Origin of the sequence: Parendozoicomonas verongulae, from assembly GCF_009711465.1 — a bacterium.
GTDB classification, from domain to species: domain Bacteria; phylum Pseudomonadota; class Gammaproteobacteria; order Pseudomonadales; family Endozoicomonadaceae; genus Sansalvadorimonas; species Sansalvadorimonas verongulae.
Genome location: NZ_SMME01000787.1, coordinates 1 through 14,047 on the forward strand (window position 1 = coordinate 1; position 14,047 = coordinate 14,047).

Sequence of the window (14,047 nt, forward strand, 5' to 3'; positions counted from 1 at the left end):
TCAACATCAACATCATCAACATCAACATCAGCAGCTGACGTTGGGAGTACCTGATCAACAGCATCTCTTATTTTCCATGGCGTGAGTGACAGGAGGCTATAGAGGTGTTCAGCAATATCCTTCTCATCCACACTCTTGGGCACCAGCTGATGAAAAGGCTCTAACTCCAGAACAGGTTTCAGATCGGCTTCACTAATCAGATTGATAGCGCGCAAGGCCTCCAGCATACCCTGTCTGTTTTGCTCGAGCCCCTGGGGGGTGTTTGGTGGACAACCTTTTTCTACCCATTGCGTGAGACTCATCTCCTCCGGTTCAGAGCCAGGAGACATTGTCACACTCACCACCTCAGGGAACTCAGCCCCTAACAAAGCGGCAGCCTTTACCTTATCAACCTTATTGTCTCTTATCGCTTCCATCAGCGCCTGATAGATCTGTTCATAGTCATGGGGCCGTCCTATCAAAAGAAGAGACAGATATCTGTTGCAATTCTTGCCTATTACAGCCCCGACCAGCAACATTTCCCGGATCACCCTGTAAAATTCGTTATCTGTCCACCTTTCCCCCCGCATCCCGTGGGGCCTCAGAAGGCCAAGATACAAAGGATCATGGTAAATATCTCTCTCAAATTCAGGGAGGTCAGGGTTAAACCCATTTTCAAGAAGGGTTAGAATAATATCCACATTCCCGCCAATACTTGCACACTCGAACAGGTTGGCATATTCCGACTCCCTTTCGAAGGTGAACCCTCCGGCCTCATCAACCAGTCTCCGGAACACGCCATAGCCATTCCATATAGCTACACTCTTGAGTAGCATCTGGGGGTGGAAAGGGCAGTTCCTGGCCTTTGGAGGGATCATATCCAAAAAATAATCGACAACGTCTAAATTGCCCGCCTTGAAAGCAGAGACCAAAGGGGTATTCCGGCACTGATTCTGCTCCTCATTCTCACAGAGGTAATGTGCTTTCAGATTGGCACCGGTTCTGTAAAGCAAATCAACCATGTCCAGACTGTTTATCTTTTGCTGTGCTGCCAGCATCAAGGCTGTTTGGTTACGCACAAAAAGTGGTCTATTGATATCAACAGCTTTCAGAACAAGCAGGCCTTTCAGCTCATCAACATTTCCAGTGCTAATCGCTCTCTCCAGGTCATCACAATGTCTGACTAACCGACTGGTCAATAACTGAACAGTTACTTTTTTCCGGGCAAGAAAGGCAGTTAACTGGTTGCTATTGGAAATTCTTCCCTCGCCCTGATAGCAAGCATATTGACTGAGCGAGTTCACCATATGGCTATCGCTAACACCGTACTCCAGAAAGACCAGCATTCTTCTTCGCGTTGATGCTGTACAGTCCCGAACAACAAAATGATTTAAAACAGCCTGTTCACCCGCCTGTTCTCCTTGTCCTAATATCGGATCAACAAATCGTGCAAGGCCAGAGGCTCGGTAGAGTGTAGAAAAAGCGTTCATGACAGCCCTCCATGTATTCGTTTCTGAAGTGTTCAGACTTACTCACGGCCTGAACAGTTCCCCGGTCAGAGAGGCGCCAGATAACAAATACGTTCGTATGGGAGGAAACAGAGAAGAAGAAAAAAATGCCCGCTTTAAGCGGGCTGTGATCTGGAGGCAGAGCTCAGGAGACGGGGGCTTTCTTGCGACGGGGGGGCTCAAACCCCGTATCAACGCCCACAGGCTTTTTCTCACCACCAGCCGCAGGGGCCTTGCGCTTCTTGGGGCGCGTAACCTTTCTGGCAGCAGCCTTCTTCTCGGCGGTGGTCTTCTTTTTCTTCTTGGTGCCGGCAGCCTTGCCGGAGGCTTTCACCTTCTTCGGGCCTTTGTAACTGCCTTCTACGGCCTTTTCTGTCTTGCGCTCGAAACGCACCTTCAGGTAACGCTCAATAGCAGACATCAGGTTCCATTCATTCGGGCCAATCAGGCTGATAGCTGTGCCCTCCTGACCGGCACGGCCAGTACGGCCAATACGGTGCACATAGTCGTCACCGTTACGAGCCATATCCAGGTTGATCACCAGATCCACGCCCTGAATATCCAGGCCGCGAGCCGCTACATCCGTCGCCACAAGAATATTCACCTTGCCTTCACGGAGCAGCATCATCACCCGGTTACGGTCTGGCTGAATCATCTCCCCGTGCAGAGCACTCACCCGCAAATCCTGCTCTTTGCGCAGCATGGTGTTCAGAGCGTTGGTCTGCTCACGGGTGTTAGTGAAGATAATGGCTTTCTGGAATGTTTCGTGTTTCAGCAGCCAGGTCACGATACGGATTTTGTGGGCTGGATCGTCAGCCAGCATAATCTGCTGACGGATGCTGCCATGCTGATCCTGAGCGGTGCTCAACAGCAGGGTTTCGTGCTGCTCTTTCAGCACCTGCTTGATCACATGTCGCATGCCTTTCTGCTTGAGAGTGGCGGAGAACAGCAGGGTCTGGCGATCCTTTTTACACGCGCTCTCGATTTTCAGCACATCTTCACTGAAGCCCATATCCAGCATGCGGTCGGCTTCATCCAGCACCAGCACTTCCAGATCAGACAGATCCACTTCCTTGCGGCCCATGTGTTCCAGCAGGCGCCCAGGGGTAGCAATCAGGATTTCCGGGTTCTTGCGCAGCAGTTTGATCTGGGTTTTGTAATCTTCACCACCCACAATCATGCCCGCTTCAATGAAGGTGAACTTGCCCAGCGCTTCGCACTGCTGCAGCACCTGACGAGCCAGCTCACGGGTAGGCACCAGCACCAGAGCGCGGGTGGCTGAACGAGGCGCGTCGGTATTCAGGAAGCGGTTCAGAATCGGCAATACAAAGGCCGCTGTTTTGCCGCTGCCGGTTTCAGCACTTACCAGCAGATCTTTCCCGGCGCAGGCTTCAGGGATGGTTTTGCCCTGAACTTCGGTAGGCGTGTCAAAGCCCAGTGTGTCCAGCCCCTTGAGCAGGCGCTCATGGAGCTCCAGATCAGAGAAACGGCCAGTGGTGGGCTGAGTCTCGGATTGGGGAATCTGGTTTTCAGTAGTCAATGTCTGTCTCAGAAATAAAGCTTGAATCGGCGAACTTTAGCAAAAACGCGAGAAAACAGCCCGCATTTCACTGTTTAGGGACTTAAGTACCCAGAACACAGCAGGCAAAGCTTCGCTTGACTTATAATATCCGCCCTGCAGACAAGAATAATTCTGACCTCTTTGGACTAGCCAGGCATGAAGATTATTTTGAGATTCCTGCTGTGCAACATATGTATGTTGTATATGGGCTTATTCAGTACCGCCCTTGAAGCCGGAACTGAAAAAAAACCTGTAAATCAATCTTCCCAATTGAAGCCACACGCTGCCTGTTTTGGCCAATCCACGCAAACTGTTGAGTCATATTCTCCCCCTCCTGCTCCGGGGATTGTAATTAATCCAACCAGCCAGATAGAATCGGCTTCACCCATTATTGGGCAGCACAAAAGGAAATTAAAAACTAGCAACACGGTTGCCAAAAAGCGGAGAGACATGGCCGTCATGTTCCGTCCAACGGTTTGCCATCAGGTTGTGAGGCACTTGCTTCGAACTATCGACTTTCTAGGCATTCATCATGTTCTGGTTGATCTGGTATTTGGCAGGGCATTCCATCACTCAAAATTGTTTGCACCAGGCAGGGCTGATAAATGGCTTGATATTCGCCTATACGACAAAAACGAGGAGCAAGCTTTAGTCACAGAGTTTACGGAACTTGGCTTCCAGACCATCACCTGTACTGCTGAAGATACATCAGAACAACTGAACAGCTTTAGCCAGCGGGAAGTCCAACCAACATTACTTATTATCGGTGACCATTGCGCCTTTGATAAGGATCTGACCAGGTTACAGACACTCTTCCTGAATGCGAACATCAGACTGGGACAAATTACTCATTTGGCCGCAGCCTCCCGCCCAGACATCCAGAAAGTTGTAGCAAGGCTTCCCAGTTTAAACGACACCTCTTGCATAACAACTCTGCTCACCAAAACTCTTCAGTACAACAGAGGAGTTTTTGGCAAACTTATACGACGAACAGATAAAAAATCTTCCACCAATTCCTGGATAGCTAAACATAGCCACCCTAGCGCTCAAACAGAGAGAAAAAACCGGACGGTCATAATCATGGAAGAGCTGTCAGAACCGATTAACATGTTTAATATCATTCTACTCGCCTGCAAAAGTGCAATGAAAGAGCTTCATTACGTCAGCAAAAAGTCCGAAAACCACACGCAGATAGACGCCCTGGCGAATCAGCTGACATGCCCTGTTCAAATCACACACCATGAGTGTATCGAACCATGTGTTGCACAACTGAAAAGCAGGGGCTTTTCTATATACGGCTCTGTTTTGTCCCAAGAGGCTACTGCACTGGATCACACAGTAAGAGAACCGTTGATTGCTGTGATTCTGGGAAATGAAGGACACGGAATGTCAAAAAACGCTATTGATCTCTCAGAACAACAGGTAACCATACCTCAACACGGTGTTACAACCTGCCTCAACGTCACCGCTGCCGCTGCACTCCTTGTTAATCGCCTGCAATCAACCGGACCTATGTTGCCACGGCTCAATAAAAGTCAATCAAAAATGCACTTATAATCCAACTAATTCGATCAAAAACCAAACAGATCATGGAATTAACTACCAATACCGCTCCTCTGATTATCGCTCATCGCGGCTGCAGTTACCCAAGCTTCAACCAGAACACCATTCGCTGCTTCAAGCAGGTTATTGCTGAAGGCACCCCTGCTATTGAGTTCGACGTACAGGTTACCTCCGATGGCGTGCCAGTGATTGTTCACAACCTGGACCTGGCAGAAGTGTCCACCGGCTCAGGCCTGGTGTGCGAAACTACCTTTGCACAAATACAGGAGCTATACGCGGGCAAAATCGAGAACGGCAAAGACCCAATTCCTACACTGGAAGATATGTTTGTTCTGATGGCAGAAACGCCAGAAGAAACCCGTCCGGTTATGCACCTTGAACTGAAAGGCAATCTGTCTGGCAAAGCCAGCGCCGAGCTGATGAGCCAGTGGCTGGCAGATAAACGACTGCGTAACGAAGACTTCTTTATCAGCTCCTTCAACCCCGGTGAACTGGCGGTAATGAAGGAAGCCCACCCAGAGATTGAGCGCGCCTTCCTGTACGGTGCTGTTGTGCGTGCACCTCTGGAAGAGCAGGTGCCTGAGCTGGAAGGGCAGTGGGTGACATTCTTCAACTACCCAGAAGAAGCCTACATGCTCACCAAGTTCACAGACCTGGAATCTCTCGAGCCTGTGGCTGCAGAGCACATCAAGGATGACCAGCAGCGCCAGATTCTGATGGACATTGTGGAAGATAACTTCACCGGCAACTGCTACACCGACGCGGTGATCGACACCGCTGAAGAGCTGGGCTGCGTAGCCATCAACACCAACTGGAAGAACACCTCCCGTGAGTTTGTAGAAAAGGCTCACGCCCGTGGCTTCAAGGTGAACTGCTACACCATCAACAATCTGGATGATATGAAGGCCAAGGTTGCCATCGGCATTGATGGTTTCTTCACCGATAACTTCATCGGCGCTAAAGAACTGTTCGCCTGATCAGGCATGAAACCGGTATCAATAACGGATATTCCGTAATTGATGCCGGTTCTCCTTAAAACATAAAGTTTCCCTTCATTACGCCAAGTACCCGCGTTTAATCCCTCATAAGTACCCGGGCCATTGCTTTCGCATAATGATGGCGAGTGGATTTTTTCGCTCTTCAAGGAACAGCGTCGGGAGCGTAGCCCGCTACGTGATAAGAGTTGTGACGCAGCAAGGGCGGAAAAAGACGCCGCCAGACTATGCGAAAGCAATGGTCCGGGTACTTATCCTCAGGAAACTTTTCCAGGAAGGATCGGTATCGTTTTATGTCGAAAAACCTCATGTTGCAGTGTCGGCGTGGAGCCAGGCTGTTAACAGTTTCTGCCCTTTGCGCGTTTTTCTCCGTAACCGCACAGGCCAAATGGCAAAACCCTGCCGACCGTTATAAAGACGCCTACAAAGAATATACCGATGCCACCTGCCCCATTCGGCAGGACCACATCAAAAACTTTGTTTACTTCTCGCGCGGCCGTAACCAGATACGCAACCACTCTCTGCTGACGAACAGCAACTTCCAGGGTGCACAGATCATGTACTCTTGGGCACAGCTGGAAACCAGCAAAGATCACTACGACTTTTCCATCATCAAAGAGGATTACGAATACCTGAAAGCCCACGGCAAAAAGCTGTTTATCCAGCTGCAGGACGCAACCTTCAACCCGAATTACAAAGCCGTACCCAAGTATCTTCTCAGCGATGAATACAATGGCGGTGCCGTGTATCAGTACGTTGATGGCGACAACCCCAAGAGCAAACCGGAAGGCTGGGTTGCCAGGCGTTGGGACAAGAAGGTGCAGAAGCGTTTCGCACTGCTGCTCGCAGCACTGGGTAAAGAGTTCGATGGCAAGATTGAAGGTATCAACCTTCAGGAAACGGCTATCGGCGTAAGCCCAAAAACTGAACCAACTTTCACACCAGAAAGCTACGTGGAAGGTTTAAAGGCCAATATGCTGGCCATGAAAACGGCATTCCCTCACTCCACCACCATGCAGTACGCCAATTTTATGCCCGGCGAATGGCTGCCATGGGAAGACAAGGGTTACCTGAAAGACATCTACAGCTACGGTGAAAAAATCGGCGTTGGCCTCGGCGGCCCAGACCTGATGTTCCGCAAACGCAGCCAGCTGAACCATTCACTGGCGATGATGCATGAGCACGAATACACCGCACCGCTGGGTATCGCGGTTCAGGACGGTAACTACATTGGTCAGACCAACACCACCAAGGTTGTTGCCAACCACAAGAACATTGTTCCCCAGCTGCACGCTTTCGCGAAAAACTTCCTGAATGTGGATTACATCTTCTGGGTGAACCAGAAGCCTTACTTCAAGACGGATGTGCTTTCCTGCATGCCTGCCAAATCAAGTTAGCAATATTATCATTCATACGTTAGCTGCACAGATCATGTATATAAGTACCCGGACCATTGCTTTTGCATCGTTTGCATCATCTGTATAGCTGGCACATACTTGGCTTCGAGGTAGGATTTAGCATAAGAACAATAAAGCAACTATTCTCCTCTCGTTGCGCTGTATTATGCGATAGAGTTCAAATACTGGGGATATAAAAGTGGATGAAAAAGTAACAAACCTCACTCAATTTCGAGAAGATAGAAAGGTTGAGAGTGGCTTTCTTAATATCCTTGATGAAGAGATGAAAAAAGAAGGTGCTGTCCAGCCTATACCCAAATCTCTCTTTGAAAGAATTGCCCGGCTTCAGCAAATGGCCGAAGCTCAGCCTGCCACAGCACCTGATACTCGCGAAGAACTTCTGGAAGGCTAATAACGCCAAGACCTTTCAAAGGTAGACGAATTAGTTGATGGAAGTTTTATCACAGAATGGATGGGAACTTTACGCCTTAACAGTTTTCTTAGAGCAGCTTCAACAGCTTGTGACTGACGTAGAAACTGTCGCCAAGAAACGTCCTGAGAAGTTGAATTGCCATCCGAAGTACAAACTCCTGATAGCAGTAACCACAGCTATTTATGAACAAGTTCCTGAAAACCCTCAAGATACCAAATATTTATTAGGGAAGACTCTTGGACCTACAAATAAGGCTTGGAGGCGCGTAAAGGCAGGATTGCCTTCTCGCTACAGGCTATTTTTCCAATTTCGCAGCTCTCAGCCAAAAGCCATTGTCTATGCGTGGTTTAATAACGATAAAACGCAGAGAAAAGCTGGGTCCAAGACCGACGTATACGAAAGTTTCAAAGTGCTCATGCAAACTGGGCAAGTTCCTCGAACATGGGATGAGCTCATAGGGAAAGCGAAACCTCTCTCCGAAGAGACCGGAGAAGCTTCGTAGTCTGTTCATAACCTCAGAGATACCCAATCAAACGTAACATCCAGCATCCGATTCGCAAACCCCCACTCATTATCAAACCAGCACATGACTTTCAGCATCCGGCTGCCACTCACTTGTGTCTGAGTGCCATCCACAATGCCTGAACGTTTGTCATGATTGAAATCCACCGAGGCATGAGGATCAGCGGTGTAACCGAGAATACCTTTCAACCGACCACTTTCTGCAGCGTCTTTGATTAGCTGATTCGCAGCCTCTTCCGTGACATCCGCATTCAGGTTCACCGTGAGCACCATGGTGGATACATTGATTGTCGGCACCCGCATGGCGGTTGCCTGAATGCGTCCTTCCAGCTGGGGAAGCAGGCGTTCGATCCCTTTGGCGAGGCCCGTATCCACCGGGATGATAGAGTGCAGGGCGCTGCGTGTGAGGCGCAGGTCGCTCTGGTGGTAGGCGTCTATTACGGGCTGATCGTTCATCGCCGAGTGGATAGTTGTTACCGTTCCTTCGCTGATGCCCCACTTGTCGTCCAGCAGTTTGAGCACCGGTACTATGCAGTTGGTGGTGCAGGATGCGTTTGAGACAATGCGATGATCACTCTGCAGTAATTCTTCATTGATACCATAGACAATGGTGGCATCCACATCCGCCAAAGCAGGTTGGGAGAACAGCAGTTTGGGCGTGCCTTGCTGAATATGCTGTTCGGCGGTTTCCCGATCCTTGAATGAGCCGGAGCATTCCAGCAGCAGGTCTATTTCCTGCTCATGCCAAGACAGGTTCTTCGGGTCGCTCTCATGGAAAATCCGAATACGATCGTCATTAATAACCAGCTCATCATCGGTATGGGAAACCTGACCGGGAAACTGCCCGTGGGTTGTGTCGTACTGGGTGAGATAGGCGATAGTGCGGGTGTCTGCCAGCTCATTGATAGCAACCACCTGAAGCTGATTTCGGTAGCCATTTTCATACAACGCCCGCAAGACGCATTGCCCGATACGGCCAAAGCCATTGATCGCAATCCTGTAAGCCATTTGCGTTCCGAGTTCTTAGTATTTTGTTGGGCTGCATAGTAACTGAAAATGCTGCTGGGGATAAAAACCTTAAACAACTCCTGACTGTCAGTATGCGCAACAGTCCAGACAGGTTGACGCACCTTTTCCGGCTTTTTGTGCTCTTAGAGACACAACACATATCATAAGGTGCTCAACTATGATCAAACCCGCCGTTCAGGTGCAAACGCCCACTGCCCCAATAGACATACCCGGAAAAACGAACTCTGGAAGCTCTGCAGTCACTCAGCTTTCCATGACCTACGCAGGTCCTGGATGCCAAACACCTCCAGCGTTCAAACCTTTAACCCCACCGGCAGGCGAGCTGACTCAGCGCAGTATCACATCAGCAGAAGAAGAAGTGTGCATCACTCCAGCACCCATTCCACCGGGGGGGAGCATGGTCTTACCCCGGCTCGTGTCCAATCTTTCAGGCACTGAGCAGACAAACTCTGAGAACGTTGCGCCATTAGATAATTTTTCGATACTGCGTGATGATGATCAGGACTGGTCAGCCGCTGAAGTGTTCCAGGGCGTGATTGACTCCTTTGAAGATGACGACCTGCGCCTTAAACACCACCTCGCACATCGAGCAACTTTGAGCACATTGTTTCTCGGAGCTTCTGGCGTTGTGCGCTGGCTGGGACTGTCAGCCATTGAAGAGATGTTTCAAGGCTTTCACATGCCTCCTTTCGTGGCCAGCCCGCTGGCGATTGCCACCACAGCCATGTCGTATTTAACAACCAACCTGTTAGGGGTTTATGCTGTAAACCATATGCCTTTCGAAGGTATATCTCACCGCTGGCAACTATTGAGTGGGACTGTCGCTCTTGTGCCATCCATGATTGATTCGATTGCCGGTTATGTGGCTCTTTCTACACTGGGCTTGGGAGCACCTGTTGCCCTTGCTGGTGCAGGTATCTCTTTTCTGGGGAATATTTTTTATTACTGGAATTTTGTTGATCGCCTCCCCTTTATCCTTAAAGGCCAGAATGATGCCAAAGAGATGCTCGCAGAGCGCGCCAAATGGCTGCAGGATGATATTGCAAAAGAGCTTGAAAAACCGGAAATCAAAGAGATCGCAGACAAAACAGCCCTGTGCAAAGAGCTGGCGAAGCGATTGATTCGCCCGCGGGCTGGAGAGTGCCTTCAGAGGCTTTTGCCTATTGCCTCAAAATCCCACAGAAACCGCAATATTATTGCCGAGATCAAAGCAGCCCAAGCCGGAAGAGGGGACCTTGTTTCTGTCAAAGCCCTTGAAGACGATGCCGTGAAAGCCAGAACCAAAGGCTGCAATAGAGTAGGACAACTGGGCCTGCTCACAGCATTTTCTCTGGCCTGTAGTGGCTTTACCTGGAGTGATAACAGCCCATCGGTTAACTCTCTGCTCACCAGATATTATCCAACCATGGTGTGCGCATCCGCAGCACAAACCGCTTACTACGCAGCCGCTCAGGGTTGTGCTCAGGTGTTCTCGGTTGCGGAAACCATCGCCACTGGCGTGCTCTCCTTTGATAACGCCAAAATCTTAAGTAAGAGCATCAAAAGTGGTTTATGCAATACATGGCGCAAGGCCTCCAAAGCCGATGTCGCGATGTTCACACTCGGCATCAGTGCCAGCCTGTGTTACACGTTGACGATCTACGGTGCAGTCAGAAAAGACTTAGAAGAAGACCCATGTCTCGGAGGCGTACAGCCAGCGTTGTATATTCTGCCGATTATAGGAGCAACAGCGGGTTTCCTGCATACATGGATGATTGGCCCTGAACTCAAAGGTGTAAAAAATGCCGTGAAAGATCTGGGAGTGAATATCTATCGCTCCATAAAGGCTACGTGCTCTCGCACGGGTGCCCAGACTCCAACGGAACAGACACCGCTATTGATAGAGGAGCAACAACGCCGAAGGCGCACAAGGCGTCTGGAAGAGAGTGAAGAGGCAGCCCTTCTTGAGGAAGAGGAACGCGATGATGACAATGTGTCTGACAGGTCAGACTCTTCTGAGGACACTCAAGAAATAACGGTCAAAGTATCCATCGAGAGTTAAAAAAACGGGAGGCCTGTTCAGGGTCTCCCGCCTTGGGTGAAACGGATGTATTGCAAGAGAAGATGATTAGTCCAGATCGTCCAGCATATCTTCAGCAACAGTCAGCACGTTCTCGAGGGTGAAACCAAACTCGCGGAACAGGTCGGCAGCAGGAGCAGACTCACCGAAGGTAGTCATGCCGATGATGCGTCCGTCCAGACCAACGTACTTGTACCAGAAGTCAGCGGCAGCAGCTTCGATAGCCAGACGTGCGCCCACTTCCAGAGGCAGAACGCTCTGGCGGTATTCTGCATCCTGTTCATCGAATACTTCCGTTGAAGGCATGGACACAACGCGCACCTTCTTGCCTTTGGCCGTCAGGGCATCATAAGCGTTCACAGCCAGTTCCACTTCAGAACCGGTGGCGATGAGAATCAGCTCTGGCTCACCTTCACTGTCTTTCAGAACGTAACCACCGCGCTCAACGTTAGCCAGCTGGGCATCGGTACGTTCAATGCAAGGCAGCCCCTGACGGGAGAATACCAGTGCCGATGGGCCAGTCTTGTGCTCGACAGCATGCTTCCAGGCCACTGCGGATTCCACAGTGTCACAGGGGCGCCAGGTGTTCAGGTTTGGCGTGGCGCGCATGCTCGCCAGCTGTTCGATGGGCTGGTGAGTCGGACCGTCTTCCCCCAGACCGATGGAGTCGTGGGTGTAAACCTGAATCTGCTGGATCTTCATCAGAGCCGCCATACGCAGAGCGTTGCAGGCGTATTCCATGAACACCAGGAAGGTAGCACCGTAAGGGATGAAGCCACCGTGCAGGGCCATGCCGTTCATCATGGCAGTCATGCCGAACTCACGCACACCGTAGTGCATGTAGTTACCGCTGGCATCTTCACCGGTGATGGACTTACAGCCGTTCCAGATAGTCAGGTTGGAACCGGCCAGGTCAGCAGAGCCACCCAGAAATTCCGGCAGCATGGGGCCAAAGGCATTCAGAGTATTCTGAGAAGCTTTGCGGCTGGCAACCTTGGCAGCTTCGGCCTGACAGCTACGGATATATTCGGCAGCGCGATCAGAGAAGTCTGCTGGCAGTTCTCCAGAAATGCGGCGTTCGAACTCGGCCGCCAGCTCAGGGTGCTGGGCTTTGTAAGCTTCAAAGCGGGTGTTCCAGTCAGATTCGGCAGCAGCACCTTTTTCACGGCAGTCCCACTCCTTGTAAATATCTTCGGGAATCTCGAAAGGTCCATGCTCCCAGCCAAGCTGCTTGCGGGTCAGGGCGATTTCTTCGTCACCCAGAGGTGCACCGTGACAATCTTCCTTGCCGCCCTTGTTGGGGGAACCAAAACCGATGGTGGTCTTGCAGCAGATCAGGGTTGGTTTGTCGGTGTTGCGCCTTGCCTGAGCGATAGCAGCAATCAGGGCATCGGAGTCGTGACCGTCAACAGCAGGAATGACTTCCCAGCCGTAAGATTCAAAACGTTTAACGGTATCGTCGGTGAACCAGCCTTCCACTTCGCCATCAATGGAGATGCCGTTGTCGTCGTAGAAAGCGATCAGCTTACCCAGCCCCAGAGTGCCCGCCAGAGAGCAAACTTCGTGGGAAATACCTTCCATCATGCAGCCATCGCCGAGGAACACGTAGGTATTGTGATCAACGATATCGTGGCCAGGACGGTTGAACTGAGCCGCCAGAACTTTTTCAGAAGCTGCCATGCCTACAGCGTTGGCAATGCCCTGCCCCAGAGGGCCGGTGGTGGTTTCAATGCCTGGGGCGTAGCCGTATTCAGGGTGACCGGCCGTTCTGGAGTTCAACTGACGGAAGTTCTGTAAATCTTCAATATTCAGATCGTAGCCCGTCAGGTGCAGCAGGGAGTACAACAGCATCGAGCCGTGACCATTGGACAGAATAAAGCGGTCACGATCGGCCCATTCAGGGTTATTGGGGTTGTGCTTGAGAGTATCTCTCCACAGCACTTCAGCAATATCAGCCATACCCATAGGGGCACCGGGGTGACCGGATTTGGCTTTTTGGACAGCGTCCATGCTCAGGGCACGGATGGCGTTAGCGCGTTCGCGGCGAGTAGTCATCGAACCAGTGGCTCCACTTGTTACACGAATAAGGGATTGCGAGGGTAGGCCGGAAAACCCGGTATTCTAATGGCTGCGAGGGAAAACGTGAACCAAATCACCGAATTTCTCTGCCAAAAGCTTTACTGACAGCTTTGTCAAGCCACATAACCATTACTGTCATCTCCTCGAACATTCCCATAACTCCCCTGTCAGAGTTTTAAGAACATTGAAGTCACACTTCTGAAGGGAGTCAGGCCATAGCCGAGAATCGCATAAACTCAGACGACGTGTCCCCGTTCTCAGATATGTACCTGCGAGACGATGAAATGCCCACCGAAGAGCTGTTCGGCAAATGCCTTTGGCCTTTGGACTTTGGCTTCACCGGTTACCTACGCAGTGAAAGGAATTGGTTATCTTCTATCGTCCACAAAATCCCTTTTTGGCTACGAAGTTGCCTCAGTCCAGGATGTTGAGCGAAAAATTACCACAAGCGCAGACGATACCAGCAACAGAAAACAGCAAGAGGACAAAGCCATGCAGACAGACCATCAAGTATCAATTAAAGGAACCTCATGGCTAGCTCCCAAAGCAGTCACAGAATGTACCGTGTGTTACGATGACGTGAGCAGTGTCGCTGTTTGCGAAGGAGGGCATAAAATCTGCAAAGCCTGTTTTGAGAATCATTTCGACCGTCTCAATGATTGTCCTGAGTGTCGTACAAAACTAACAGACAGGGGCACAGCCAGGTTTACTGTGAAGGCAGGACTCTTAACCCTTAACAATACAAACTTTCGCTGTCTGAGTAAGCAATGCAAGTGGTCAGGGGGGTACAATGACCTGGACGACCACAGGTTATCTTGCTCTGATGAACCTGTAAATTGCGATTATGACTGTGGTGAAACCCTGCCTCGCCGGGAGCTCACGCCCCATAAGCAGCAATGCAGAAAGCGCCCTTACAGGGAAG

Annotated in this window: 11 protein-coding genes; 7 read left to right on the forward strand and 4 right to left on the reverse strand. The window is 50.5% G+C overall.

Features of this window, described 5'->3' with window-relative positions:
* Together E1189_RS07180 and E1189_RS07185 are read right to left on the reverse strand one after the other, a co-directional pair.
* A partial coding sequence (locus E1189_RS07180; RefSeq protein WP_155159352.1) for an ankyrin repeat domain-containing protein occupies window positions 1-1,469 on the reverse strand: 1,469 nt, incomplete at its 3' end.
* A gap of 163 nt (window positions 1,470-1,632) precedes the next feature.
* Window positions 1,633-3,027, reverse strand: coding sequence for a DEAD/DEAH box helicase (locus E1189_RS07185; RefSeq protein ID WP_155159353.1), 1,395 nt, complete (start codon window positions 3,025-3,027; stop codon window positions 1,633-1,635).
* Window positions 3,028-3,204: 177 nt separating this feature from the next.
* Between E1189_RS07185 and E1189_RS07190 the strand changes: the two genes are divergently transcribed.
* The 5 genes from E1189_RS07190 to E1189_RS07210 all read left to right on the forward strand — a co-directional run bounded on the left by E1189_RS07190 (window position 3,205) and on the right by E1189_RS07210 (window position 7,938).
* Window positions 3,205-4,605 (forward strand): TrmH family RNA methyltransferase, encoded by a 1,401-nt coding sequence (locus E1189_RS07190; RefSeq protein ID WP_155159354.1) that lies wholly within the window; start codon window positions 3,205-3,207, stop codon window positions 4,603-4,605.
* Window positions 4,606-4,637: 32 nt separating this feature from the next.
* Window positions 4,638-5,588 (forward strand): glycerophosphodiester phosphodiesterase, encoded by a 951-nt coding sequence (locus tag E1189_RS07195; protein ID WP_155159355.1) that lies wholly within the window; start codon window positions 4,638-4,640, stop codon window positions 5,586-5,588.
* 311 nt (window positions 5,589-5,899) lie between these two features.
* On the forward strand, window positions 5,900-7,003 hold the full coding sequence (locus tag E1189_RS07200) for a hypothetical protein (protein ID WP_230460242.1): 1,104 nt from the start codon (window positions 5,900-5,902) through the stop codon (window positions 7,001-7,003).
* A 199-nt stretch (window positions 7,004-7,202) separates the two neighbouring features.
* Window positions 7,203-7,415, forward strand: coding sequence for a hypothetical protein (locus E1189_RS07205; RefSeq protein ID WP_155159356.1), 213 nt, complete (start codon window positions 7,203-7,205; stop codon window positions 7,413-7,415).
* A 37-nt stretch (window positions 7,416-7,452) separates the two neighbouring features.
* A complete protein-coding gene (locus E1189_RS07210) occupies window positions 7,453-7,938 on the forward strand; it encodes a type II toxin-antitoxin system YhaV family toxin (RefSeq protein ID WP_155159357.1) in 486 nt (161 codons plus the stop codon).
* A 5-nt stretch (window positions 7,939-7,943) separates the two neighbouring features.
* Here E1189_RS07210 and gap read toward each other — a convergent pair whose 3' ends face one another.
* Window positions 7,944-8,966: a type I glyceraldehyde-3-phosphate dehydrogenase gene (gap, locus tag E1189_RS07215; protein ID WP_155159358.1), complete on the reverse strand. Its 1,023-nt coding sequence runs from the start codon at window positions 8,964-8,966 to the stop codon at window positions 7,944-7,946.
* A gap of 178 nt (window positions 8,967-9,144) precedes the next feature.
* On the opposite strand from gap, the gene E1189_RS07220 reads away from it, so the two are divergent.
* A complete protein-coding gene (locus E1189_RS07220) occupies window positions 9,145-11,028 on the forward strand; it encodes a hypothetical protein (RefSeq protein ID WP_155159359.1) in 1,884 nt (627 codons plus the stop codon).
* 66 nt (window positions 11,029-11,094) lie between these two features.
* Here E1189_RS07220 and tkt read toward each other — a convergent pair whose 3' ends face one another.
* Window positions 11,095-13,101, reverse strand: a complete 2,007-nt coding sequence (tkt, locus tag E1189_RS07225; RefSeq protein WP_155159360.1) for a transketolase — start codon at window positions 13,099-13,101, stop codon at window positions 11,095-11,097.
* A 516-nt stretch (window positions 13,102-13,617) separates the two neighbouring features.
* Here tkt and E1189_RS26220 point away from each other — a divergent pair.
* The coding region (locus E1189_RS26220; RefSeq protein WP_408014704.1) for an RING finger protein at window positions 13,618-14,047 on the forward strand (430 nt) is incomplete at its 3' end.